The 25,554-nt window shown below is 65.8% G+C and carries 22 protein-coding genes and 1 pseudogene; 5 read left to right on the top strand and 18 right to left on the bottom strand.

The annotated features are described in order from the left end of the window. Positions 1-109: 109 nt before the first annotated feature. From lnt to uraH, 10 genes and pseudogenes are all read right to left on the bottom strand, one after another. Positions 110-2,611: an apolipoprotein N-acyltransferase gene (lnt, locus tag G3574_RS15925; protein WP_235953476.1), complete on the bottom strand. Its 2,502-nt coding sequence runs from the start codon at positions 2,609-2,611 to the stop codon at positions 110-112. A gap of 2 nt (positions 2,612-2,613) precedes the next feature. Next, positions 2,614-3,210 carry a hypothetical protein gene (locus G3574_RS15920; protein ID WP_163965070.1) on the bottom strand — a complete coding sequence of 199 codons (597 nt, stop codon included), beginning with the start codon at positions 3,208-3,210 and terminating at the stop codon, positions 2,614-2,616. Positions 3,211-3,360: 150 nt separating this feature from the next. Next, positions 3,361-4,449, bottom strand: a complete 1,089-nt coding sequence (locus G3574_RS15915) for an SGNH/GDSL hydrolase family protein (protein WP_163965067.1) — start codon at positions 4,447-4,449, stop codon at positions 3,361-3,363. 232 nt (positions 4,450-4,681) lie between these two features. After that, on the bottom strand, positions 4,682-6,664 hold the full coding sequence (locus G3574_RS15910; RefSeq protein WP_163965065.1) for a sensor domain-containing diguanylate cyclase: 1,983 nt from the start codon (positions 6,662-6,664) through the stop codon (positions 4,682-4,684). Next, on the bottom strand, positions 6,618-7,226 hold the full coding sequence (locus G3574_RS15905) for a TetR/AcrR family transcriptional regulator (RefSeq protein WP_163965048.1): 609 nt from the start codon (positions 7,224-7,226) through the stop codon (positions 6,618-6,620). The genes G3574_RS15910 and G3574_RS15905 overlap by 47 nt, the downstream gene beginning before the upstream one ends. A 103-nt stretch (positions 7,227-7,329) precedes the next feature. Further along, on the bottom strand, positions 7,330-8,484 hold the full coding sequence (locus tag G3574_RS15900; protein WP_163965046.1) for a GGDEF domain-containing protein: 1,155 nt from the start codon (positions 8,482-8,484) through the stop codon (positions 7,330-7,332). 400 nt (positions 8,485-8,884) lie between these two features. Further along, positions 8,885-9,088, bottom strand: a pseudogene (gene hfq / locus G3574_RS28400) (RNA chaperone Hfq); the annotation flags it as partial. Positions 9,089-9,127: 39 nt separating this feature from the next. Then, the gene (locus G3574_RS15890) at positions 9,128-9,532 is read right to left on the bottom strand and encodes a hypothetical protein (RefSeq protein ID WP_163965040.1); all 405 of its coding nucleotides are present in this window, start codon (positions 9,530-9,532) and stop codon (positions 9,128-9,130) included. A 299-nt stretch (positions 9,533-9,831) separates the two neighbouring features. Beyond that, positions 9,832-11,073 carry a urate hydroxylase PuuD gene (locus G3574_RS15885; RefSeq protein WP_163965037.1) on the bottom strand — a complete coding sequence of 414 codons (1,242 nt, stop codon included), beginning with the start codon at positions 11,071-11,073 and terminating at the stop codon, positions 9,832-9,834. A gap of 25 nt (positions 11,074-11,098) precedes the next feature. Beyond that, entirely contained in the window at positions 11,099-11,455 is a 357-nt protein-coding gene (uraH, locus tag G3574_RS15880; protein WP_163965034.1) for a hydroxyisourate hydrolase, read from the bottom strand. 284 nt (positions 11,456-11,739) lie between these two features. Here uraH and G3574_RS15875 point away from each other — a divergent pair, with 284 nt between their 5' ends. The 3 genes from G3574_RS15875 to uraD are packed head-to-tail and all read left to right on the top strand — an operon-like array spanning position 11,740 to position 14,723. Beyond that, complete coding sequence (locus G3574_RS15875; RefSeq protein ID WP_163965031.1) at positions 11,740-13,242, top strand: nucleobase:cation symporter-2 family protein; 1,503 nt, start codon at positions 11,740-11,742, stop codon at positions 13,240-13,242. 18 nt (positions 13,243-13,260) lie between these two features. Then, positions 13,261-14,208: an allantoinase PuuE gene (puuE, locus tag G3574_RS15870; protein ID WP_163965028.1), complete on the top strand. Its 948-nt coding sequence runs from the start codon at positions 13,261-13,263 to the stop codon at positions 14,206-14,208. Beyond that, complete coding sequence (uraD, locus tag G3574_RS15865) at positions 14,205-14,723, top strand: 2-oxo-4-hydroxy-4-carboxy-5-ureidoimidazoline decarboxylase (RefSeq protein ID WP_163965026.1); 519 nt, start codon at positions 14,205-14,207, stop codon at positions 14,721-14,723. Before puuE ends, uraD begins: the two co-directional genes overlap by 4 nt. Before the next feature lie 69 nt (positions 14,724-14,792). Here the strand turns inward: uraD and G3574_RS15860 are convergent, their stop codons facing one another. Beyond that, positions 14,793-15,485, bottom strand: coding sequence for a GntR family transcriptional regulator (locus G3574_RS15860; RefSeq protein ID WP_163965021.1), 693 nt, complete (start codon positions 15,483-15,485; stop codon positions 14,793-14,795). A 118-nt stretch (positions 15,486-15,603) separates the two neighbouring features. Then, positions 15,604-16,515 (bottom strand): LysR family transcriptional regulator, encoded by a 912-nt coding sequence (locus tag G3574_RS15855; protein WP_163965019.1) that lies wholly within the window; start codon positions 16,513-16,515, stop codon positions 15,604-15,606. 57 nt (positions 16,516-16,572) lie between these two features. Here G3574_RS15855 and G3574_RS15850 point away from each other — a divergent pair, with 57 nt between their 5' ends. Further along, positions 16,573-17,355 (top strand): GntR family transcriptional regulator, encoded by a 783-nt coding sequence (locus tag G3574_RS15850; protein WP_407941676.1) that lies wholly within the window; start codon positions 16,573-16,575, stop codon positions 17,353-17,355. A 61-nt stretch (positions 17,356-17,416) separates the two neighbouring features. On the opposite strand, the gene G3574_RS15845 is transcribed toward G3574_RS15850, so the two are convergent. From G3574_RS15845 to G3574_RS15825, 5 genes are all read right to left on the bottom strand, one after another. After that, a complete protein-coding gene (locus G3574_RS15845) occupies positions 17,417-19,042 on the bottom strand; it encodes an HAL/PAL/TAL family ammonia-lyase (protein ID WP_163965016.1) in 1,626 nt (541 codons plus the stop codon). A gap of 58 nt (positions 19,043-19,100) precedes the next feature. Beyond that, positions 19,101-20,360 (bottom strand): allantoate amidohydrolase, encoded by a 1,260-nt coding sequence (locus G3574_RS15840; protein WP_163965013.1) that lies wholly within the window; start codon positions 20,358-20,360, stop codon positions 19,101-19,103. Positions 20,361-20,492: 132 nt separating this feature from the next. After that, positions 20,493-21,710: a CynX/NimT family MFS transporter gene (locus G3574_RS15835; RefSeq protein ID WP_163965010.1), complete on the bottom strand. Its 1,218-nt coding sequence runs from the start codon at positions 21,708-21,710 to the stop codon at positions 20,493-20,495. 47 nt (positions 21,711-21,757) lie between these two features. Further along, positions 21,758-22,531 (bottom strand): transporter, encoded by a 774-nt coding sequence (locus tag G3574_RS15830; RefSeq protein ID WP_328804794.1) that lies wholly within the window; start codon positions 22,529-22,531, stop codon positions 21,758-21,760. An 83-nt stretch (positions 22,532-22,614) separates the two neighbouring features. Next, a complete protein-coding gene (locus tag G3574_RS15825) occupies positions 22,615-23,442 on the bottom strand; it encodes a class I SAM-dependent methyltransferase (RefSeq protein ID WP_163965007.1) in 828 nt (275 codons plus the stop codon). Between the two features lie 364 nt (positions 23,443-23,806). On the opposite strand from G3574_RS15825, the gene G3574_RS15820 reads away from it, so the two are divergent. Continuing rightward, positions 23,807-24,964, top strand: coding sequence for a GGDEF domain-containing protein (locus tag G3574_RS15820; protein WP_163965004.1), 1,158 nt, complete (start codon positions 23,807-23,809; stop codon positions 24,962-24,964). 47 nt (positions 24,965-25,011) lie between these two features. Here the strand turns inward: G3574_RS15820 and G3574_RS15815 are convergent, their stop codons facing one another. Continuing rightward, complete coding sequence (locus tag G3574_RS15815; RefSeq protein ID WP_163965002.1) at positions 25,012-25,545, bottom strand: hypothetical protein; 534 nt, start codon at positions 25,543-25,545, stop codon at positions 25,012-25,014. Positions 25,546-25,554 lie beyond the last annotated feature (9 nt).

Below are 25,554 nucleotides of genomic sequence, written 5' to 3'. Positions count from 1 at the left end.
GCCGCAGAAGTCGCAGGGGTCGGATCGCCGTGTGCCTTGGCGGTGGATGAGGGAAATGACAGGCAGCATACCGTGATTTCCCGTTCTCCGTAACAAGGCCGGCGCCGAATCAATCCCCGAAGATGCGAAGCAGCAGCCAGGCGGGCAAGCCGATGTAAAGCGTGCCGAGTCCGGCGTGCTCGAGCCAGCACCGGATGGCGGCGGCCCGTGCCGGGCGCAGGGCGACGGCAAGCAGCGTTCCCGCCTCGATGGCGGTGCGCACCGCCGCGGCGCTCAGGGCGACCCCGATCGCCCAGGCAGCCCACCAGAGCGAAAACGCGACCAGGTAGGCCTTCAGGCCGAAAAGGGTGTATTCGCCGATGCCGCTGCCATAGGCGATGTGCTGGTGCAGGCGGAACGCCGGAATGGCCAGCAGGGTCGGAAACACGATGAACTTCAGCACGGGATGGCCAAGCAGGATCGGGCGCACCGCGGTGCGGACGGCAGCGTAGGCAGCGTTTGCGGCTTCGTTCGGAGCGCTCGTCTCCACGGGCAGGCCGCGCGCGGACGTCACTGCGCGCGCCAGCGCCGCCGGGTCGTCGACCGCGAGTCCGTAGGGCCAGCGCCGGCCCGAGCTCAGGTGCAGCGTGGCGCCGGACGCCGGCACCGGCAGGCGCCAGGGCTTGACCGCGACGACGTCCCGCAGAGGGACTTCCATGCGCTGCGTGCCGCGCGCGAGCACGAGGCGGCCGCCTTCGATGGAGGCGAGCGCGCCGAAGGCATGCAGCACGCACCAGGCGGCAAGCTCCGGGATGAGGAACAGGCCGGTGAAGGCGCGGATCTGCGACAGCGTGTTCTCCTGGAAGGAACCGCCGGCCAGGAATGACACACCCATCCAGAGCAGGCCGGCGCGCGCGAAGGCCCGCAGCAGGCCGGCGAGCACGCGCGCCGCGGGCGGCAGCACGGCAACCCTGGCAGGGAAGGCCATGGCGATGTCGGCGTTGTCCGTGGCGTCCGCCGGGCGAGGCGCCAACCGGGCGTACGCGATCCGCCACGCGCCAAGGGCGGCGAGCATGAGCAGGAAGGCGGCCGCCGCGGCAGGAACCCAGTTGCCCAGGGAAACAACGAGGGTCCGGGGCGGCGTCGTCACGCGCACGTTGCCGACGACCAGCGCACGTTCTCCCGGCGGGGCCCCGGCGAGCTCGGCTCCCGTGGCGTCGATCACGACGCTGCGGCCGTTCGGCGTGACGCGGAACTGCGGCAGGCGCGTTTCGATGCTGCGGAAGGCCGCCGCGGCAAGATGCATCTGCATGCCCGGCGTGCCGGTGAACCAGGAATCATTCGACATGCTCAGGATCGCCTCTGCGCCGAGCCGCGCGCCATCGATCGCTAGGCCGGCATCGAGATCATCGAGGCAGATCATCGGCAGCACCGGTAATTCGCGGCCGCCGGCAACGCGCAGCGGAAAAACGCGGGCGCCGTCGCCAGGCTGCCAGGCGCCGGTCCAGGGCAGCCAGCGCCGCAGCGCCGGTCCGTCCAGCCAGCCGGGAACGTGCTCGGTGAGCGGAAACAGGTTGGCCTTGCGGTAGTAGCCCGCGACGCCCTTGCCTGGCTCGAGGAAAGCCGCCGCGTTGTACTCCCCGCTGTCGTCGACGTCGTAGGTTCCGAAGATGACCGGCACCCCGGTGGCATCGACGAAGCGCAGGATCTCCCGGTCGAACTCCGCGCCGGCCTCGCTCCTGGGATGGCCGAAGGTCGTCGGGAATACCGTCTCCGACCAGAGGACGGCGTCCACCTGCTGCCGGGAGACCGCGTCGCGGGTCATGGCGAAGTGGGTGTCGAGCACCTCGCGCACGACTGCATGGGATCCTTTTTCCTGGCGCTGTTTTTCATAGTCGATGATGTTCGACTGCACCATGCCCAGGCGAAGCGGCACGCCCTTGCCCTTGGGGAGGGAGGACAGCGCGACCGCGCCATAGGCGGCCAGCAGCAGCGGCGTCAGCGCGGCGAGCGCCAGCGGCGCGGCCATGGCGCGCGGGCCCGCGCGCCGCCGCTTGAGGCCAGCCGCCAACGACTGGTTCGCCAGCAGCAGCAGGCAGGTAAGGCCGGACACGCCGACGAGGTCCGCCGCCTGGGACAGCAGCCTGGACGGATAGAGCCCGTAGCCGACGGTATAGCCGAGGGCGGGGCCGAAGGTCCTGGCAGCGAGCCATTCCGCCGCCACCCAGGCGGCGGCTCCCGCGAAGGCGGCCGTGGCGGTGCCGTGACGCCGGGCCGCGGCCCGGTTCGCCAGCGCGAAAGCCAGGAATTGCGGCTGCAGCAGCGGTGCGGCGAGCAGCAGCAGCGCGAGGCCCGCCGTTTCGCTCGATTGGGTGTAGTTCGCTATCGTGCCGCCGAACCAGCCATAGACGGCCGCGGTGAAGGCGATCGCCATGGCGCAGGCGGCGGCCAGCGCGCCGGCGAGGCCGCGGCTGGCATCCAGCGCGATCAGCCAGGGCACGAGGAAGACGAAGCCAAGCAGCCAGCCTGCTCCGCCGCGTGATTGCAGCCCGGCCAGCAGCGCGCTGGCGGCAATGCCGGCCAGCATGCGCAGGCCGGTACGCGCGGCCGAAGGCAAGGCGTCCAGGAGCATGTTCACCGGGGTTCCGTCGGCGCGGGAACCGCGATGCGGCGGATCGGCATGCCGGGCGGCGCGTGTTCCGGGGGAACGACGCGGTCCTTGGGAATGGCGACCGGCTGGTTGGCCGCATCGACGAACTGGTAGTCGGGGGAGTACATCAGGATCGCCTCGATCCGCTGGCCGTCATCGGTCGCCTGGTAGTGGCGGACATAGCCGGGCGGAAGCACGAAATCCTCCGGTACCGCGAGGCCGACGAGGGGCGGACGGAATCCCGGCGGGTTGAAGGCGCCCAGCCCGCTGTAGATGCCCTCCTGGTGCAGGCGGTCGATGACCTCGGGCATGGTCGGCTTCTCGCCGCGCGCCACGTAGAACGACAGGTCGCGGGTCGGGTCCTGGCTGCCTTCCGTGGATGCTTCCTGCGCAGGCTCGGGCGTGGCCGGCATCACCGGTTGCGAGGGCAGCGGCGGCGGCGTCCAGGTGAGGATGGTATTCGGCGCCGCGGTTTGCGGCGCCGATGCCTTGGCCGGGGCGTCGCCGGCGCCATCCGAGCGCTTCAGGAGGAAGAGCACGCCGGCAAGCGCCAGCCCCGCGGCGATGGCGAGGTAGGCCATGGACGGACGCCATCCGTCCCGGCTGTCATTCCGGCTGTCATTCCGGCCTGGAGGCGGCTTTCCGTTGCGGCGTGTCGAAGGCATGGTTGCGGTTCCCGGACCCCGGCGCAGGCAGGCGGCTGCCCGCCCGTGCCGGGGAATCAAGGTCGATCAAGGCGCGGCAGGGTTGAAGGTCGACAGTCCCCAGCCGATGCGCTCGTGTCCGTACTGGTTCCATATCGGGCTCTTGCCGCCGGTGAACGAGGTGTAGCGCGGCGCCCCCGTGCCGGTGCTGCTGCCGAACAGGCCGGCGGTGACCGTGCCTCCAGTATAGGTCGGATGCGTGTCGTCGGACTGGATGTAGTCGTAGCTGGTGCCGGCGGAAACGAAGTGCGTGTTGGCATCGCGCAAGGTGGATCGCAGCGTCGTGGTGATGCGGTTCACGTAGCTGGCTTCGGTCTCGCCCGCGACGTAGCGCAGCGCATTGGAATCGACCTGGCCGTCGCCGTTGCTGTCATAGTCCGCGCCCATGTATTGCGCGAACTGGTCGACGCAGGCGAAGCCTTTCTGCCGGGCATAGTCGCACATCGCGAAGTTCATCTTCGCGATGTAGGGCAGGAGCGTGTTCTGGATGTTCACGGTGGCGCCGGTGGACGCGCTCTTGCATGAACTCTGCACGTTGTCGGCGGCGTAGCCAGGGTAGTGCAGGTTGGAGATGACCTTCAGCTTCACGCCGGCATACGCATTGGCGTTGATGTAGTCCATCGCCTTGGCGACGTAGGTCTTGCAGCTGTTGAGGGCGGCGTCGAGGCCGCTGGTGTCGCAGGTCCCGGTCTGGTTCTTGAACGCCGTGCGCGCCTGCAGACCATCGTTGCCGCACATCTCGAACGCCACCACGCGGGTGGAGCTGTGCTGCATGTAGGAACGCTCCGCGACGATCTTGTTGTCGTAGACGTCGGAGGCGATCGCGCCGGACTTGGTGCGGCGGATGTGTTCCATGTCCGCATTCCACAGCGCAGACAGGTATTCCGCCTGCACGACCGGCCCGGCGTATTTCGCGGCATTGCTGATCGAGCCGTTGTAGCCGGCATAGATCGAGTCGCCGTAGGCGACCGCGCGGTACTTGGTCGCGGTGCCGGCGCGGTCGATGGTCCACGAGGCGTTCTGGTTGAGCGTGTTGGCCGATGCCCCGGAACCGATGGCCAGCAGCGCCAGGGCAGGCAGCAGCGTTCGCGCCCTCAGGCGTAATCTTTCTTTCATGGGTAGTCTCCTCTGGATGATGTTGTCCTTCTTGCCTGCGGTGCGGGCTGCGCCACGACACCCCGGCGTCATCACGCTCCGAGAGGGACTATAAAGGAAGGCGGGCCGGCCACGGACATGGCCGGAGCGCTTGGAAGGGCGCGGATGAGATGGATCAATTGACTTTGCAGACTGCCACGCCGGAACGGTGCCGTGCGGCAGATCGTTGCCCGCCGCCGCGGCGCAGCCGTGCTCAAGCGGACAGGCTTTCGGCCGCGCGTTCGCGGTACTGGCAGATGCGGTTGCGTCCTTCGCGCTTGGCGCGGTACATCGCCGCGTCGGCATGGCGCAGCAGGGTTTCCTCGTCGAGGCCGTCCTCGGGATAGGTGGCGATGCCGAGGCTGCCCGTGATCTCGAGGCGCAGGCCGTCGACGACGAAGGGTTCGTTGAGGGCGCGCAGCACCTTGGCGGCGACGTCCATGGCGTCTTCCTTCGCGGCAAGCCGGGCAAGCAGCACCGCGAACTCGTCGCCGCCCAGGCGGGCGATGGTGTCCGATTCGCGCAGGCAGCCCTTGATCCGGTCGGCGACCGCCTTGAGCAGCTTGTCGCCGACATCATGGCCGTGGTAGTCGTTGACCGGTTTGAACTTGTCCAGGTCGAAATAGATCAGGCCGAACATCGTCTGTTCGCGGTAGGAACGGACCAGCGCCTGGTGCATGCGGTCCGAGAACAGCCAGCGGTTGGGCAGCCTGGTGAGGCGGTCATGCTGGGCAAGATAGATGGTGGATTCCTCGCGCGTGCGCCGCTCGGTGATCTCGAGGAAGGTGCCGACCATGCGCAGGGCGTGTCCGTTGGCGTCGCGTTCCGTCACCATGCCGCGCGAGAGAATCCAGATCCAGGATCCGTCGCGCGCGCGCACGCGATGCTCGATGGAATAATCCGCGGAATGACCGGTGATGTGCGCCATCAGCGCGTGGTTGATCAGCGCGATGTCCTCGGGATGCACGGATTCCTGCATCGCCTCCGCGGTGCAGGACAGGGTAGGGCTGTCCACCTGCAGGATTTCCTGGGCCCGCTCGGACAGGGTTGCCGTTTGCCGCACGAGATCCCAGTCCCAGACGCCTTCCCGCGAGCCTTTCAAGGCCAGCTTCAGGCGGATTTCCGTATCCGCCAGGGCCTGCATGGCCTGCTGCCGGTAGCGCGATGCGTAGGCAAGGGCGAGGCCCAGTCCCGCCAGCACCACGCTGAGCACGATGGCGGCATTCAGGTAGAACGATTCCTGGTGGGCATACCGTGCATAGCCTTCGTCGACGGATTGCCCGACATTGACGATCAGGCCGTACGCGGGCAGCGCGCGCCAGGCGTAGAAGCGTTCGATGCCATCGACGACGGATACGTAGCGGGCGTAGCCGGACAGCGGTTCGCTCGCGTCGTCGAAGGGCGGGGTGGGCAGCTTCGTTCCCATGCCCTGGTCATTGTTGGCATCGGAGGCGCGCGCCAGGACGGTGCCGTCCGCCAGCGACAGGGAAACCGAGGCATTCTTGCCAAGGTCGATCTGATGGTAGAACCGCGAGAAATAGCTAGGCTCGACCGAGGCGACGATCACGCCGTCGAACTTGCCTTCCAGGGTAAAGATGGGGCGGGTGAACTGGACCGACCATTTTTTCGAGACCCGTCCCTTGACCGGCTTGCTGATGTACAGGTTGTCCGAACTGCGCCGGGCATGGACGCTGACGTGGTCCCGGTCCCGCAGGTTGAGCGGCGGGGGATTCGGATCGGTGCTGGTGAACACCAGGTTGCCGTCCGCGTCGACGATGGTGACCTGGAAGATGATGTTGTCCTTCAGCATCGGCGTGAAGCGGTTGACGATGGTCCTGAAGTCGGCGCGGTTGCGTATCCAGTTGGCGCGCAGGCCGATCAGCGACAGGTCGATCGTGCTGACCGTGGCCTTGACTTCCTGGGCGAATGCCAGCGAGAAGTTGTGGGCATCGCGGTTGCTCTCTTCCTCGGCGATGGTGCGCAGGTTGCTTATTTCGAGGAGGGCGACGCCCCACAGCACCGGCAGCGTCACCAGGAGAAAGACGGCAACCTTCCAGGGGATCGCCTTGCGCCCGAAATCCATGTAGGCGCGCAGAAAGGCCGCAACCGGCCTGTCGAGGGCCATCCTGGCGCGCGAGGGTGCGGCTGGCTCAGTTGGCGGCATCGGCTGGCGCATCGGATGGCTTTCGTCGTCCAAGAGAATCCGCGGCCGCCTCGAGCACGGCGTCGGACAGGGGATCGCCATTGGCGGCGCGGGACAGGGCCAGCGCGCCCGCGAGCAGGCAAAGGGTGGCGAGCGCCGGGCGGGCCTGTTCGTCATTGCGCGGGGCAAGCCCGTGTATCTCCCCGGCCAGCGCCCGGGTGCCTTCGACGTAGGCAGGGTGGCATGCCGTGCCGGGTCCGGCGCGCGCGATGTCGGTTGCCATTGCGACGGCCGGACAACCGCGTTCCGGATGGTCCCGGTGTGCCGAGCTGAGATAACGGTCGATGAAAGCCTGCAGCGTCCGATTGCCGCCCGGACCATCGGTCCAGTCCTCTCGCAGTTCTTCGGTCTGCCGGAAGGCGTGGCTGCAAGCCTCGGCGGCGAGCGCACCTTTGGAGGGGAAATGCGAGTAGAAACCGCCGTGGGTCATCCCGACTTCCGCCATGACCTGCGGAACCGACACGGCGTCGATGCCGTGCTGGCGGAACAGGCGCGACGCGGCGGCGACGATGAGCGCGCGCGTGGCTTCGGTCTGGGAGCGGGAGGATCTGGGCATGGAAGTTTCCTTGGGGCATGATAAATGACGTTCATCATTTATACAAGCGCGCGCCCGGGGTGGAAGACCGCCGCGCCTTCGTCTTCCCCGGGCGGCAAAATAGTCAGGCAGACAGGGTGTCGGTTTCGACCGAGACGGCGTTGCGGCCCCTGTCCTTGGCGGCATAAAGCGCGCGGTCGGCGCGGCTTACCAGCGACTTCAGGTCGTCTTCCTTGTTCAGTGTGGCGATGCCGATGCTCAGGGTGATGCCAAGCAGGCTGGCCTGCTCCTGCGCGATGCGCAGCCGGAGGCGGTTCGCCACCGTTGAGGCGCCCGGCAGGTCGGTTTCCGGCATCAGGACGGCGAATTCGTCGCCGCCCATGCGGCAGAGGCAATCGACGCGGCGCAATTCGAGCAGCGCCTGCTGGACGAAGCCCTTGAGCACGGTGTCGCCGGCGTCGTGTCCGTGCGTATCGTTGATCGGCTTGAAATGGTCGAGGTCGATCAGCAGCAGCGAAACCGGCCGGCCGTTGCGCCGCGCGCGCGCAAGTTCGCGCCCGCCGACGTCGAAGAAGGCCCGGCGCGACCAGGCGCCCGTCAGGTAGTCCTGGTTGGCCGCATGCTCCGCCATCAGGACGATGCGCCGGTGCGCGGTGAGCAGGGCGCCGAGCGCCAGCACCGGCAGGGCGAACGCGCCCGCCGCCAGGATCAGCGTGTTCCAGCCCGTCGGCTCGAGCAGCGACCGGGGCGCGCCGGCCGTCAGCAGCTGGTAGAACACGCGAAAGACATGGCCGCCCGCGATCAGGGCGCACATGCCGAGAATGAAGTGATTGGCGGAATAGGGCCGGCGCCATTCCTGGCGGGCCTGCAGCACCGTAAAACCGATGGCGGCGGCCACGCCCGCCTGGAACAGCGAAGTGATCGCGGTCCTTGCCTCGAAGGAATCGAAGACGTAGTGGAACACGCCCGTCGCGACTGTCAGCCCGGCGACGAGACCGGCCAGCAAGCGGATGTGCGGGGGACGCTTGAACAGCTTGCGGTAACCCACCAGCATCGCCGCCGACGCGGCGGCATAGGTTCCGTTGGCCATTTCATAACCGAAGAAGGGCGCAAGCTCGCGGCCATAGGCATACAGGATGTTGCCCGCCATGCCCAGCACGCAGCCGAGAATGACCTGGCGAATTCCCTTCACGCCGTTTTCGCGGAACGAAAACAGCACGAGAAAGGTGACGAAGCACAACAGGCAGGCGATGAGGAAAATCTGTTTGGTACTTAGCATGACGAAGCGCGGACAGGCGCGGATGGACTACCCGGCGCGACCGCGGAAATTGCAGGCGTAATCCTGCAGGCATGGCTCTGCAGGGTCAAATCGGGTCCATCCTACCATGAGCTAGTCTTGGTTAAGGCGGGCCACCTTGTCTCGGGTGGGCCCGGGGCGGGCAGGCGGTCCGGGTTGTGGACGGCGCGCGACGGCCACGCAAATGCGTGGCGTTGCGCATCCTGCAAGTTTCAGGAGAAGGTCAGGCGGCGGGATTGGCCCGGGATCCGCGTCATTCCCGCTCGATGATGCGCCGCGTGACCTTGCGGATGACGACCGGCGCGGCGGGCCGCGCCTGCGGTTCGGCGCGGAGGGCGGGACGGCTGGCGGTGGGCGAGGCCAGGGCCGGCATGGCCTTGGCGGCCGGCATCACGCTCGCGATGGTGTGCTTGTAGATGAGCTGGTTGCCGGTGCCGTGCCTGAGCAGGACGGCGTGCTGGTCGAAGGATTCGATCACGCCCGTCTGCTTGATGCCGCTGACCAGGTAGATGACGACCGTCGTGTGCTGCTTGCGCAGGTCGTTCAGGTAAGTACTTTGGAGGGTGTTGCCGTTGTCGCGCGCCATGATGGTTGAGCTGGCGTTGCCGCCATGATTCGTTTCAGGTCAGATGTCGTATCTGGCAAGCATGTCTTCGAGTGCGAGGCAGACTGACGGATTGGCAGCATGGATCATGGCATGGTTTTCCGGTTCGGGCTCGGCCGCCTTTTTCGCGCCGCGGGCCGGCTGCGGCCTGGCCAGTTCCGCGAACTGCTGCCGCAGGTGGCGGGCAAGGGAAATCCGCTTCTGGGACCGCTTGAGGCCGATGCGGCCATGATAACGGAAGCCGTCTTCGAAAATGATCTGTATTTCGCAGCGGCCCTCGCCTTTTTCGGGAGCGTCGCTCGCCCAGCGCTCGAGTACGCCATTCGCCAGGGCAAGAGTGCTGACACGGGCTTTCGCCACCACGCCATCAATACGCTCAATCAGGATACGTGCGATATCGATTTTGTCACATTGTGCGGTGACCAATTTTCATCCTTTGGCGCGTGCTTGCGTCCAATATAGAAAATAGAAGGGAAAAGGGAAGCAAAGCCGCCATTGCCGCAACGGCCTGTCCGTCCGGCTCCCGCGGGAAAGGAAAGAAAAAACCCGCTGACCTTGCGGAGAGCGGGCAAATCCAATTCAAGGAGAGTTGGAGGAGACAGGCGCCACTTTAGCTTTCCCAGACTCAATAGTCTGCTTTATTGTGGTGATACGTGATATTCATAAAGCATATATAACTGGGAAACACCCCCTCATCGCCCTGCGCCGGCCGCCGATCCGGGTCCTTACTTCCCGCCCGCCTGGAACCATGCCGCGATCACCGCACGTTCGTCGTCGGTCATGTTCGTGGCGTTCCCCAGGGGCATGACCTTCTGCATCACCACCTGCTGGTAGATCTGCTGGCCGTGCGCCTTGATCTGCTCGGGCGACTCGAGGACGATGCCCTTGGCCGGGGAAGGCATGAGGGAAGGTTGCGCCGCATGGCATTGCACGCAGCGCGCCTGGACGACCTGCCGCACCCTTTCGATGCCTGGCTGTTCGTCCGGCGGCGCGGACAGCAAGGCGGGGTTGCCGCCCGGTGCCGACGGCACGCCCGCGGGCGCGGCGGCAGGGCGCTTCGCCGGCGCGGGCATGGTCCATGCCATCACGCCCGCCAGCAAGGCGATCGCTGCCGCCGGATACGCCGGGCTCGCCTTACCCTTGTGCCGAAGGATGAAAAAGCGCCGGATGAGCACGCCGGCCAGCATGATCAGCACCAGCACCAGCCAGTTCTGCGGATGGCCGTAGGTCATGCTGTAATGGTTCGACAGCATGGCGAACAGCACGGGCAAGGTGAAGTAAGTGTTGTGCACGCTGCGCTGCTTGCCGCGCTGGCCGTGGATCGGATCGATGGCAACGCCTGCCTTCATGGCTGCCACGATCTTGCGCTGGCCCGGAATGATCCAGAAGAACACGTTGGCGCTCATGATCGTCGCGATCATCGCGCCGATCAGCAGGAAGGCGGCGCGTCCTGCAAACAGGTGGCAGGCCGCCCAGCTCGCGGCGACCACATACAGCGTCACCAGCGCCGCGAGCAGGCTCTCCTTCTTTTGAAGTAGGCGGCAAAGCTGGTCGTAGGCCAGCCAGCCCACCGCGAGAAAGCCGATGGCAAGGATCACCGCCATGGCAGGCGTAAGCGCGGCGACGCTGGGGTCGATCAGGAACACCCTGGGGTTGAACAGGTAAAGGACAGTGAACAGGCTGAAACCGGAGAGCCAGGTGCTGTAAGACTCCCAGTAGAACCAGTGCAGGTCCTCTGGCAGCTTCGGCGGCGCGCCAAGGTATTTCTGCGGATTGTAGAAGCCGCCGCCATGCACCGCCCACAGCTCGCCACCCACGCCGTCCCCCTTGAGCTTCGGATCCTGCGGCGGCTTGAGGCTGTTGTCCAGCCAGACGAAGTAGAACGACGAACCTATCCAGGCAATGGCAACGATCACATGCAGCCAGCGCAACAGCAGGTTTGCCCAATCAAGAAAAAAGCCTTCCATGTCATTTGTCTCCTCGGTTCTCTGGTCAGCTGCCGCGATAGGTGGAATAGCTCCAGGGCGTGACCACCAGCGGCACGTGGTAGTGCTTCGCGGGATCGGCGACGCCGAAGCGCAGCGTCACCACGTCCAGGAAGGGCAGGCGGGCGGTATCGGTCAGGCCGGCCCCGGCGAAGTAATCGCCGACGTGGAAGTCCAGCTCGTATACGCCGGCACGGAAGGCATCGCCCTGCAGCAAGGGCGTATCGCAGCGGCCATCGGCGTTGGTGTGGCCGGAGGCCACGGGATGTCTAAGATTGTCGACAATATGGAAAAGCTCAAGCTTGATCCCTTGCCCCGGGCAACCACGGGCGGTATCAAGGACGTGCGTGGTCAGGCGACTCATCGCGGCTCCTAATCTGTATCGGTGGTAATGGAAGACGTGACTGAAACGCGGAACGGTTTCAGACCCGGGCATGAAGTGTCTCCGCCAGCCATCGGGAGATTGCAGCTGCCCTTTTTGTTGAACAAAGAGGTGAGGAAATTGTTGACAATTCTAGGGGCAGTCGGCATGCTCGTCAACACGCCGGACATCAGCCGAACGAGGGCGGCAGGAAGCCCAGGCACATCGGCCCCGGCAGGCTTGCCATACAAAAACAATATTCCCCGATTCATCCCTGGAGCAGACACATGAATACCCTGGAGTCATCGACCGCCCCGCCGGGCCATGCCGCGCCCGACGCCACGAAGCGGCCTTGTGCCGTGGACGAACGCCTGCCCGTCGGCAAGCTTGCCACGCTCGGCCTGCAGCACGTCCTCGTCATGTATGCAGGTGCGATCGCCGTGCCGCTGATCGTGGGCCGTGCCCTCAAGCTGCAGCCGGAACAGGTTGCAGCGCTAATCAGCGCCGACCTGTTCTGCTGCGGGCTCGTGACGCTGATCCAGTCGCTGGGCGCCGGCAAGCTGTTCGGCATCCGCCTGCCGGTGATGATGGGCGTGACCTTCGCGTCGGTCAGTCCGATGCTGGCGATGGGCGCGGACCCCTCGCTTGGCCTTTCGGGCATCTTCGGCGCGGTGATCGGCGCCGGCATCGTCAGCATCCTGATCGCGCCGCTGGTCGGCCGCATCCTTGCCTTCTTTCCACCGGTGGTCACGGGCAGCATCATCGCGGTGATCGGCATCTCGCTCATGCGCGTCGCGGTGAACTGGGCCGTTGGCGGGCCACCCGGCCTGGCGAGCATTCCCGATCCCGCCTTCCTGCAGGCGGTCGACGCGGCCAAGGCGGCCGGCGCCGCCATCCCGGCCGGCCCGGCACCCATGATTCCCAACCCGGCCTATGCCGCCCTCGACAACCTCGGCATCGCCCTGTTCGTGCTGGTGGTGATCTTGGTGATCGCCAAGCACGGCAAGGGCTTCCTGGCAAACATCGCGGTATTGGCGGGCATCGTCGCTGGCACCGCGCTCTCGTTCGCGATGGGCAAGGTCGACTTCGCCAAGGTCGGCGCGGCGAAGATGTTCGCGGTCGTCACGCCGTTCCAGTTCGGACCGCCCACCTTCAACCTGGCTGCGATCGCGACCATGACCCTGGTCATGATCGTGGTCATGATCGAATCGACGGGAATGTTCCTCGCCCTGAGCGAAATGACGGGCAAGCCGGTCAGCCGCGAGGACATCGCGCGCGGTCTGCGCGTGGATGGCCTGGGCACCCTCATCGGCGGCATCTTCAATACCTTTCCCTACACCTCGTTTTCCCAGAACGTCGGCCTGGTCGGGGTGACGGGCGTGAAGAGCCGCTGGGTATGCGTGGCGGGCGGGATGATCCTCATGGCCATGGGTGCGATTCCGAAGATCGCACAGGCGGCGGAAGCCATTCCGCAGTTCGTCCTCGGCGGCGCCGGACTGGTCATGTTCGGCATGGTGGCGGCGACCGGCGTGCGCATCCTGTCCGCCGTCGACTTCCAGGGCAACCGCAACAACCTCTTCATCGTGGCGCTTGCCATCGGCTTTGGCATGATTCCGCTGGTAGCCGAAAAGTATGCGCAACACATGCCGAAGGCGCTTTCCCCGCTGCTGCATAGCGGCATCCTGCTGACCGCCATCGTGGCGGTCGTGCTCAACCTGTATTTCAATGGTCTCGCGCCGCGCGATGCCGCCGAAGCTTCCGCCAAGGCGAGCAGCCACGGCAGCGAATAACCTTTCATCTTTCGATACATGGCAAATTCATCTCATTATCCCCGCGACCTCATCGGCTACGGCCGAGACGTGCCGCATGCACGCTGGCCAGGCGGCGCGCGCATTGCCTTGCAGTTCGTCCTCAACTACGAGGAGGGCGGTGAAAACTGCGTGCTGCACGGCGACAAGGCCTCGGAACAGTTTCTGTCGGAGATCATCGGCGCGGCGGCATTCGAGGCGCGGCACATGTCGATGGAATCGATTTACGAATATGGTTCGCGCGCCGGCGCCTGGCGCATCCTGCGCGAGTTCGAGCAGCGCAAGCTTCCCCTGACGGTCTTCGGCGTGGCGATGGCCATGCAGCGCCACCCAGACCTTACCCGGGCATTCGTCGAACTGGGCCACGAGATCGCCTGCCATGGCTGGCGCTGGATCCATTACCAGAACTTGGATGAAGCCACCGAGCGCGAACACATGCGCATCGCGGTCGAGATCCAGCGCGAGCTCACCGGGAACGCGCCGCTTGGCTGGTACACGGGACGCGATTCGCCGAACACGCGGCGGCTCGTGGTCGAACACGGCGGATTCGCCTACGACTCGGACTATTATGGCGATGACCTGCCGTTCTGGACCCGGGTGGCACTGCCGGACGGCAGCGAGAAGCCGCACCTCGTGGTGCCTTACACGCTCGACACCAACGACATGCGTTTCGCGACCGCGCAGGGGTTCAACACCGGCGAACAGTTCTACCAGTACCTGAAGGACAGCTTCGACGTGCTGTATGAAGAAGGCGATCCGAACGGACTCGACCGTCCGAAAATGCTTTCCATCGGCATGCATTGCCGCCTGCTCGGGCGGCCGGGACGGTTCCAGGCGCTGCGCCGCTTCCTCGACTACGTGCAATCGCATGAACAGGTATGGATCTGCCGTCGCATCGACATCGCGAACCACTGGATGCAGGCCCATCCCTGCGAGGAGAATAAATGAATGCTCGCATCACCCTCGCGGCGCTCAACGCCATGCCGCCCGAGGTCTTCGCCGCCACGCTCGGTGCAATCTATGAACATTCGCCCTGGTTCGCCGAGCGTGCGGCGGAGAAGCGGCCCTTCGACGACCTGGAGCAGTTGCAAGCTGCCATGGCAAGCGAAGTCTGCAACGCCGCGGTCCGCGAACAGCTGGACCTGCTGCTTGCCCACCCGGAACTCGCCGGCAAGGCCGCGATACGCGGCGAGCTGACGGCGGAGTCGACGCGCGAGCAGAAGGGCGCGGGCCTGGACCAATGCACGCCGGAAGAGTTCGACCGCCTGCAAGCGCTGAATCGCGCCTACCGCGAGAAATTCGGCTTTCCCTTCATCATTGCCGTCAAGGGACATACGCGGCAAAGCATCCTGGCGGCGATGTCGTCGCGCCTGCAGCACGACCGCGAGCGGGAACTGCGGGAATGCGTGGAGCAGGTCATCCAGATAGGGCGATTCCGGATCGCGGAGCTCGTCGGCGCCTGAGGCATCGGTCCGTCCGCGATGGGCGCGGCCGGGCTCACCTCGTCCCAGCCAAACTCAACTGAGCCAAACTCAACTGAGCAGCGCTGACACCAGGTCTTTCTTGCCGCCGGCGTGATCGAACTGCAATGCCGTCTCGACATGGTCGAGATGGGCAACCATCAGCTGTACGGCCTTGTCCGCATCGCCGGCCTTGGCCGCCGCCAGGAATTCCACGTGCTCATCGGCGGAACAGGCGGCATCCCGCTCGGACTGGTAGAGCATGGTAATGAGCGAGCTGCGGGCAACCAGCTCCTGCAGGATTTCGGTCAGCACCTGGTTGCCGACCGCCTGCGCCAGCAGGACATGAAAGTCGCCGAGCAATTGCGATCGCTGCTTGGAATTCTTTCCGGACAAGGCATCGCGCTCCTCGCGCAAATGCCGTTCCAGCATCTTGAAATCGCTGGCCTTCGCCTTGCCGACGAATTCACGCGCCAGCGCACCCTCGATCAGGCGGCGGGCGGCGAAGATGTCGCGGGCTTCCTGTTCCGTCGGCTGGCTCACGAAAGCGCCCTTGTCGGGCACCATGTCGATCAGCTTGTCCTTCGACAGGATGAGAAGCGCGGCGCGGATCTTGGTCCTGCTCACCGAATAGGCGCGGGACAAGGCTTCCTCGCGCAGGCGGGTGCCCGGCGGAAGCTGGCGCGAGGCGATGGCCGCCGCGATGTCGTCGGCGATCCACTTCGAGCCTTTTCCGGGGCCGCTGTCGTCCTGTGTTGTGGTCATGTGTCCTGCTGTCCTGCGTGTTGGGGTTCGCCTTGACGGGCCGGGAATGCCGGCGATGCCAGCAACGGCTTCAAGGGTCCTTTCATTGTATAAGAAGTCCCTGCCAGGCAATGATGAACTATGCGGCGCGGGTCCAGTATCCCGGTCCGGCGTAGACCGACTTGAGCATGTCGATGAAGAAGCGCACCTTGGCCGGCAGGTGGCGTTGCTGCGGATACACCGCCATGATGTCGTAGTGATCGAGCGCATATTCGTCCAGCACGGTCACGAGCCGTCCCGACGCGAGCTCGGACTGGATTTCCCAGGTGGAGCGCCAAGCAAGCCCCAGACCCTCGCATGCCCAGCGGTGCAAGAGTTCCCCGTCGTTGCAATCGAGGCTGCCATTGACCCTGACGGTGACCGGCTTGCCTTTCTCCTGGAAATACCAGCCGCGCTGCTGGCCGCCCTGCAGGTTGAACGCGAGGCATTGATGATGCTCGAGGTCGTCCAGCGTTCTTGGCGTGCCGCGACGGCTCAGGTACTCGGGTGTGGCGCAGACTACGCGCTTGTTGCCCGCCAGCTTGACGGCCACGAAATTCGGATCGATCGCGCCGCCGATGCGAATGCTCAGGTCATAGCCTTCCCGCACCAGGTCGACCACGCGGTCGGTCAGGTTGAACGACATGCGCACTTCCGGATTGCTCGCAAGGAAGCCGGGCGCATGCGGCGCCACGTGCTTGCGGCCGAAGGCGGCCGGCGCGGACACGATGAGATGTCCGGTCGCCTTGTGCCTTCCTTCCGAAACCAGGGTTTCCGCGCGGTCGAGTTCGCTGAGCAGCTGGCGGCACTGGTCCAGGAAAAGCATGCCCTGTTCCGTCAGGGTGAGGTGCCGGGTCGTGCGGTGCATGAGCTTCACCCCGAGCCGTTTTTCGAGCGCGTCGATGCGGCGTCCGAGCATCACCGGCGTCACCTGCTGCGCGAGGGCGGCCTTGGCGAGGCTGCCCTTGTCGACGACCTCGACGAATGCTTCTATCTGCTTGAACTTGTCCATGGTCTTGCCTGCGGATTGTTGACAATCTCGGTCGCCGGCTGCATGCTGGCAACCCGAATGTTTAGTCCCGGAACCCAGCCGGAAATGGAGTCATCGATCATGTCGCGCACCAGGCCGGCCACGGCATCGCGTTCCGCTCCCGCGAAGGACGTCGCCCCGGAAGAGCAGATGTACTATGAAATCTACGACGGCATCATGGAACACCGGCTTCCCGCGGGCACCAAGCTGACCGAGCAGGCGCTGAGCGAAATCTATGAAATCGCGCGCCACAGCGTGCGCAAGGTCCTGTCCAGGCTGGCGGCCGACGGACTGGTCGACCTCGAACCAAACCGCGGCGCCTTCATCGCCAGCCCGGACGAACGCGAAGCGGAAGACATGTTCGAGCTGCGCCAGGTGCTGGAGCGTTTCGTCGTGCAGAAGGTCGGCGAGTCCGGCGAATCGGGCGAAATCGGCAGCCAGCAGCTTCACGCGCTGCGCAAGATGGTGGAGCAGGAGCGGGACGCCTACCTGTCAGGCAACCGGCCGCTCTGGATCCGCCTGTCCGCCGACTTTCACATGGAGCTTGCCAGGCTGAGCGGCAACGCGCTGCTGGTCGACATGCTCCGCCGCCTCGTCTGCCGCACCACCTTGCTGATCTCCTCGTCGAACGAAGGCGGCGCGCAACAGCCTTGCTCGTTCGACGAACACTTCGCCGTGCTGGACGCGCTGGAAAAGCGAAACGCCAACGCCGCCGTCAACAGGATGGCCCAGCACCTCGAACAATGCGCCTGCCGCATGCTGCAGCGCCCGGAGCAGCGCTTCGACCTGCGGGCGGCGCTGCGCAAGCCGTCCCGGAAATGAACGCCGCCATGGCAGCGCGGCGTTCCTTCCGCCGGGACTGAGCCTGCCGCCGCCTGCCTGCTCAGGCGAACCTGCCGATCCGCGCTTCCACCGCGGCGCGCACCGAACCGGACTTCACGAAGGACCGCGCCGCGGCGATGTCATCGTGGAACCAGCGGTCCCCGTCCAGGCAGGCGGGGATCTGGCGGCGGATTTCCTCGTATGCCGCCTGCGTGCCTTTCCCGAGCACGAATCCCGGCAGCAGTCCTTCCGTCATGGTCAGCGCCTGCGCCGCGAACAGCATCTCCACGCCGACGATGTATTGCGTGTTCTCGACCACGGTGGCGGCCTTGCGTGCGCACCAGGTGGAATTCGAGACGTGATCCTCGCTGTTGCCTTTCGCCGGCACGCTGTCCACGCTGCCCGGCATGCACAGCGTGCGGTTCTCCATCACCAGCGAACTCATCGAGCACTGCACCACCGGATAGCCGGTATTCACGCCGCGGATGCCGGACATGAGATTGCGCGGCAAGCCCCAGGACAAGGTCGGATCGATCAGGCGGTTGATGCGCCGCTCGCAGATACTGCCGAGATCGGCCACGGCCATTGCCAGCAGGTCCATCGCCTGGGCGAGATACTGGCCGTGGAAGTTGCCGCCGGAAATGATTTCGAAGCCGCCGCCTTCCTTGCCGAAGATGAGCGGATTGTCGGTGGCGGAATTGGTTTCGTTGGTGACGATGGTGTCGATGTAGTCGAGGGCATCGAAGACTGGGCCATATACCTGCGGCGAGCAGCGCAGCGAGTACACGTCCTGGATGCGGGGCGTGTAGGGGATGTCGGTCCGGCGGAGTTCCTCGGGAAACTGCACCGCCCGCGCCTCGTGGGTGGTGCGCGTGGACCCTTCGAGCAGCTTGCGCACGATGGCGGCGGTCTTGATCTGTCCCGGATGCGGGCGGGCCTTGTGGATGCGCGGATCGAATGCCGACATGTCGGCGCGCATCGCTTCCAGCGTCAGTCCGAGGGACAGGCAGGCGTCGGACAGCAGGTGCCGGGCGTCGTGGGCGGCCAGCGCTGCGACGGCCAGCGAGGCGGTGCAGCCATTGATCAGGGCGGAGGCGTCCTTTGCCTTCAAGTCGAACTTTACCGGACCGATGCCCGCCTGCTCGATGGCCTCGGCGGCGCGCATGCGCCGCCCCTGGTACATGACTTCCGCCTCGTCGAAACCGGCGATGGCGGCGGCGAGGTAGGCGAGGGGAGCGAGGTCGCCCGATGCGCCGACGGATCCTTTCTGCGGCATGAGGGGATGGATGCCCGCGTTCAGGAAGGCGAGCAGGCGGTCAACCACTTCCACGCGCGGCGCGGAATAATTGCTGGCGAAGGCATTGGCGCGCAGCAGCATGGTGGCCCGGCTGACTTCCTCCGAAAACGGTTCGCCCATGCCCGCGGCATGCGCCTTGATGAGCTGGGTCTGGAACAACTCGATGTGCTCGACCTTGACGCGGGTGTCCTTCAGCAGGCCGACGCCGGTATTGAAGCTGTACATCATCGGCGCGTCGTCGTTCATCCAGGTCGCTTCGATGTAGTCGCGGCTTTCCTTGAGGGCGGCGCGCGAAGAATCGGCGAGGCCGACCTTGATGCCCGGATTGCGCGCCACGGCAACGACCTGTTCCGCTGTAAGGGTAAAGCCGTCGATGAGGATGGTAGTCATGTCATTTCCTTCTGGAGGGTGTGGTCTGTCTGGGGCGCCGCCACCGGGCGGCGCGGCATCATTTGAGCGTGGGGGCGTCCGCAAAATTTTCGACGAAGCGGCTGAATACGCGGGCGGCGGTCTCGGCGTCCTCGGCGGTCATGGTTTCCGACGGATGGTGGCTGATGCCGCCATTGCCGCAGCGCACGAAGAGCATGGCAACGTCTGTGATCGCGGCGATGGCCATGGCATCGTGCCCGGCGCCCGAGGGCAGGCGCCTTGCTTCGAGGCCGAGCGATGCCGCCGCGTCGGCGAGCCGCTGCTGCAGCCACGGCGCGCAGGGAACGCTGCGCGCCTCATGGGTAGGCACCACGTCGAGCCGGACCTTGCGGCGGGCGGCAACGACGTCCATGAAGGCAAGGACGTCCTGCACCGCCGCGCGGCGCACCTCGTCCGTTTCGGCGCGGATGTCGATCGAGAAGAGGGCTTCGCCCGGAACGACGTTCGCCGCGCCGCGCACCACTTCCAGCCGGCCGACGGTCCCCACGAGTCCCGGGATGCCGGCGCAGCGGCTTTCGATGTACAGGCCGATCTCGGCGGCGGCCATCGCGGCGTCCCGCCGCAAGCCCATGGGCACCGTGCCGGCGTGGCCGGACAGCCCATGGACCGTCACCATGAAGCGCGAGGCGCCCGAGATGGCCGTCACCACGCCCACCGGCAAGCCTGCGTCGAGCAGCACCGGGCCTTGCTCGATGTGCACTTCGACGAAGGCCGCCACGTCCTGCGGGCGGTAAGCGGCCTCGGCCAGGCGGGGGAAGGACAGGCCGGCGGCGCCCATTGCCTCGCGCATCGCCACGCCATGCTCATCCCTCTTGTCGAGGACCGCGAGGTCGAAGGTGCCTGCGATGGCCCGGCTGCCGAGCAGCGTGGCCTTGAAGCGGACGCCTTCCTCTTCGGCGAAGCCGATGACATCGATGGCGAACGGAAACCGCTTCTGCCGGCGGTTCCACTCGGCGATGCAGGCGATCGGCAGCAGCACGCCGAGATTGCCGTCGAACTTGCCGCCGTTGGGCACCGTGTCGAAGTGCGATCCGGTCAGCAGCGCCCTGGCGCCCGTCGTTGCTTGATTCGACGCTTCGTAGCGGCCGATCACGTTGCCGGCCTGGTCGGTACGGACGTTCATGCCGGCTTCGCTCATCCAGCGCGCGATCTGTCCCGCCGCGCCGCGATGCGCCTCCGTCAGGTAGGTGCGCGTCATCATTCCCGGCGTTTCCGTATGGTTCGCCAGTTCCTCGGCCCACTGCAGGATGGTGTCGCCGATGCTTCTTTCCCGTGTCATGCCAGTCTCCGTGTCCGTACCCGCGCAGTATATAACGTATACCGATATTGTATACAATAATTTGCGCGCCGGAACGGAAAATCGCTCCGCCCGCGGGTCTTCCCCGCGGACGGGACAGTCCAGCCACGCGTTCTAGCCGGCCTCGGCCATCCCGGAAAGCTTGATGTGGCGCGCCCGGCCCGCGCCGATGCCGGCCGCCATCGCGCCGACGCTGACGACGAAGAAAAACACCGCCGTCAGGTCCCAGCCCTTGCTGATGTCGCGCAGCAATCCGGCGAAGAAGGGGCCGGTTGCCGCCAGCAGGTAGCCGACGAACTGGGTCATGCCCGACAGCGATGCCACCACTTGCGGGTTCGGCGAGCGCAGCACCACCATGATGGTGCCCACGCTGAAGCTGCCGCCCTGGCCGAGCCCGAGGATGATGGCCGACCACCAGATCATCTGGATGGGCGCATACATGCAGGCCATCAGCCCAACCAGCGTCAGCCCCATCATGACCGCGGCGATGAGGCGCTGGTCCCGGCCGCGCGTCGCAAGCCACGGACCCGACAAGGCGGTCACGAGTTGCGCGCCGATCGACGTCGACAGGATCGCCCCGGCGGTCACGGCGGACAAGCCGCGATCGGTCAGGATGCTGGGCAGCCAGGTGAACACGCAATACGCGAGCACCGACTGGAACCCCATGTACAGCGCGACCTGCCATGCCGTGCCGCTGCGGCTCAGGCCCGACACGCGCTGGCGCGCCTGGCTTTCGCCCGCATGCCTGCGCAGGCCGGTGGCCGCCCAGGCGGCGGTGCCGAGGAGGGCGGGAAGGCTCCAGAACGCCAGCGCCACGCGCCAGTCGCCGCCGGCCAGCCGCTGCAAGGGCACCGCCACGCCCGCTGCGATGGCCGCGCCGAGTGACAATGCCATGGTGTACAGCCCGGTGATGAAGCTGATTTCCTTCGAGAATTCACGCTTGAGAATGCTGGGCAGCAGGACCATGACCACGCCGATGCTGGCGCCGCACAGGAAGGTGCCGGCGAACAATCCTGGCAGGCCAAGGAAAATGCGCAGGACGATGCTTGCCGCCAGGGCAAGCAAGGCGAAGAGGATGGTGCGTTCGGTGGAAAACCGCCGCGCCAGCAGCGGGCCGAGCGGGGCAATGATGCCGAAGCACAGCACGGGAAGCGTGGTCAGGCCGCCCGCGCCCGCAGCCGACAAGCCTATCGTCGACCGGATCGCGCTCAGCAGCGGACCGACGCCGGACAGGGCGGGACGAAGATTGATGGCAACGAGGACGATGGCGAATGCGAACAGCAGCGAGAACGTCTTCTCGCGCTTCTGCTGGGGAGAGGGGGAAATGGTCATCCCGGCATTGTCCCGCATATTCGGCCGCGCTGCCCGGCGAGCCTGCCCTACCAGAACTTCCCGAGCGGGATCACGAATCCGCTGAAGACGGCCCAGTCCTGCGCTCCCCTGGTCAATCCCCTTGCGATGCCGACGTCCACGGCATAACGCTTCCCCGGGCTGTACGCAATCGCGGCGAGGAGTTGCGCATCGGCCGCGACGCCGGTGCGATGGGTGCCGGAGAGTTCGGCGGTGCCGCTCCAGTCATGCGCGAAGTTGGCCGAGAGGGCGACGGAGAGGCCCTGCGCCATCCTGGCCGTGCCGGGCTCGGGATTGCCGACGCGGGTGGCATTCAGGTTGACGTCGAGGTGCAGCTCGCCCATGTCGCGGCTGTAGATGCCGTTGAGGGTGTAGTCGGCCTTGCCGGCGCCGAGGCTTTCCTTCGCGGTCGGCACCGTGGCGGTGGCTTCCCAGCCCAGGCTGGTGCTCTCGTTGACGGGATAGGCGCGCTTGAGCGTCAGGCTGGTGTCGCCCACGCCGCGTTCGCGCTGTCCTTGATCGTCGCGCGACCAGATGTAGGCGTCGCCGCCGAGCAGGAATCCCCAGTTGTCGGCGAGGCCGAGCTTGAAAAGGTAGGGCAGGGTGGTGGTGCGGGCATCCCCGCTTCTTCCGTGCAGGGCGCCAAATTCCAGTTCAAGCTGGCCGGGCGGCGGCGGCTCCGCGGGATTCGACACGCTCGGGCGGTAAGGGTTGACGGTGATGACGTCCCGGGTCGCCTGTGCGCTGGCAGGAACGGCGGTCGCTGCAGACAGCGCCAGAAGCACGGCGATTCGCGTCGTCACACACTCTCCTCCTTAAGTTGCCCTCCTTTACGACTGGCGCGACGGCCGCGGGTTCCGGTCAGGCCGCCTGGTCGCCGGTGCCGTCAAGCCGAGACCGTGATCACGTGCGCCTGGATCTTGCCATCGATGGGGCCCGCGCCAAATCTTTCCGCCAGGGCGCGTTCCGCCAGGATGGTGGCGTTCTCCAGTCCATCCGACTCATCCGACATGCGGGCTTCGATCTCGCTCCGCAGCGGCGAGCCCTGGCAATAGGCGATGGCGGGAACGTCCGGGCTGTCGGCGCGGCTGCGCGCCGACAGTGTGGAGAATTCGGGGGAGCCGGCGAACCCGCCACGTTTCAGATCGTCGGCGATGACGGAAAGGTCATGGTAGCCGTGCGGGCTGCGCGCCAGGAAGCGCGGCGGATCAGTGGGGAACAGCTCGACGAGCGCCTCCGTGATGACGTCGGCGAATTCGTTATGCTCGATGCCGTCCCAGACGTTGAACACGAATTTTCCCCCGGGCCGCAGCACGCGGCGCGCTTCCGCAAACGCCTTGGCCTTGTCCGGAAAAAACATGGCGCCGAACTGGCAGACGATCACGTCCATGCTCTCATCGTCGAAAGGCAGCCGCATCGCATCCGCCTGGCGCCATTCGACCGGGCGCGCTGTGCCGATCGCGGCGGCATGGTTGAGCATCGGCGGGTTGAGGTCGGTGGCCACGATGGTTACGGCCGGCGGCAGGTAGCGGGCGAGCTGGCGTGTCACGACGCCGGTGCCGGCGGCGATCTCCAGCACCGTGCCGGGCTGCAGCCCGGCGACGCGTTCCGCGATGTCCGCAGCATAGGGCTTGAAGATCAGCGGCACGAGATATCGGTCGTAGATCTGCGGGATCGACCCGGCAAAGGCGGCATCGTTGGTGGAAGAAGCCATGATCTCTCCTCGCTGAGTAACGGCATCGCCTGGACGGCGGCATGTCATGCATCGTTGTATCAAACGCGCCGGGGCCTTTTGCGCCACCGCAAGGAAGGAGAGCCTGTGCCGCGGCAAGGGCCGTTTCTACCCGTGCGGAAGGTGTGAGCGGTCAAAATCTGTCAGCACGCTGAAACGAAAAGGCGGGTGATGAGGCACGTTTTCCACGCCCGCCCGCCGGCATGCGCCATCCGCGCACGATATCGGGCGCTTTCTATGGAAAAGCATAAATACTTTCTGTAAAGTAACTAAATTGGCAAAGACCCGGGACAGGGTGCGGCCATGCATGCAGGATTTTGCAGGGTTCACTTTCCTTGGGGCGGGGATGACACTGGGTACATGGTTGCTCGACAAGGCCGCTGGAAACGACAAGAAGATGCGGCGGCTGGTGGCCTACTGGGGCGCAACAGCGCTACTGTATGCCGCCTCTTTGACCTTCTTCTGGGTGGAGGTGAGGTTCGGCAAGGCCAACGCCGGCATCGCGTTCATATTCACAGGGCTGGTGGTGACCGGGGAAATCGCCTTCCTGCTGCTGATCCGGAATTTCGAGCGCCTCGGCCTGAGCACGGCGCAGCTATCGCTTTACCAGTCGTGGTTTGCCATCGTGTGCATCGCGCTTTCCTATACCGGGCAAGGCCCGTTGCGCGGCGCTACCCTCCTGGGGTTGTTCGTGGTGCTGATCTTTTCCGCGTTTTCACTAAAGGCGCGGGAAGCCCTTTCGCTCAGCATCTTCGCCATCGTCTTCCTTGGGGCGACGATGTGCGCCATGCCTTTCACCGCGCCGCAGTTCTTCGACCTCAAGACCGAGTTGCTGCACTTCATGCTGGCCAGCTCCGGCTTGCTGGTGGTCGGCGTGATCACCGGCCGGTTGAACAACCTGCAGGCGAGCCTGAAGGCGCAACGCGAAGAACTGCGCACCGCGGCCGAGGCCAACCGCAAGCTGGCGACCACCGACGAACTCACCGCGCTGCCCAACCGGCGCTACATGACCGAACTGCTGCGCCACGACGAGCAGCGCCGGACGGGAGCGGTCGACAGCATATGCATCGCGCTGATCGACCTCGACTGGTTCAAGAAGATCAACGACGAGCACGGACATGATGCGGGCGACGAAGTGCTCAAGCAGTTCGCCCGGCTCGGCAGGCAGCATCTGCGCGAAAGCGATGTGCTGGCGCGATGGGGCGGGGAAGAATTCCTGCTCTACCTGCCGGGGACGGACCTGCGCAGCGCGCATGCGGTGCTGGAAAGGCTGCGAAGCCAGGTCGAGTCGGCGCGGCTGCTCCGGCACGCAGGAGAGATTGCCTTTACCTTCTCCGCCGGCCTCGTGGAACTGGCGGCGGAGGAACCGGTGGAGCAGGGCATACGGCGCGCGGACGGGCTGCTGTACGACGCAAAGCTTAAGGGCAGGAACCTGGTGGAAACCGACATGGAAGCCGGTTTGAAAACCGGCTCCGGGCCCAGCCAGGCGGAGCACGGTGCCTGAGCCATGTGGTCAGGCGTGCCGCGCGGCGGCGTCTGCTCAGCTTGCGGTCATTGTCGGGATTGTTCGCCGTTCCGCACGAAGAAGCGCCGGGCGCGGCGGGTGCCCTCGTCCGCGATTTTCTTGTCCTTGACCAGGGTATTCAAGGCAAATGTCTGGCGCTGGATCAGCTTTTTCTTTTGCTCGCTGTCCGGGTTGGCGAGGCCGAGCCGGTCCATGGCCGCCTTCAGGATGTCGCCGGCGGACTTCGGCTCTTCCGATAGCAGGTCAATCCAGAATGCCATCCCGGTCTTCGGCAATGCGCTCGTGCCTGCCGGTGCCTTGCCCGACTTGCCGGCGGCCGTCCCGGCTTTTGCCGACCTGCCTGTCCCCGTCTTGCGTCCCGGCGCGGCTCTCCGCGCACTCTTGCCATTAAGCATGACATTCTTCGCCGTGCGGGACGCCTTCATGGCGGGCCGCGCGCTTTCCAGCTTTTCCAGCGCATCTTCCAGCGCCGAAGCGAGACTGAGGTAATACTCGGCGCCCTGGCGGGCCTGGGCGAGTTCTGCTTTGATGGCCTTCTTCGCTGAGTCGAGAGAGTTCAAGTGGTCGCT

This window comes from Noviherbaspirillum galbum (genome assembly GCF_010974945.1).
GTDB classification, from domain to species: Bacteria; Pseudomonadota; Gammaproteobacteria; order Burkholderiales; family Burkholderiaceae_D; genus Noviherbaspirillum; species Noviherbaspirillum galbum.
Note: the sequence above shows the minus strand (reverse complement) of the source record. Positions and strands in the feature narration are given on the sequence as shown.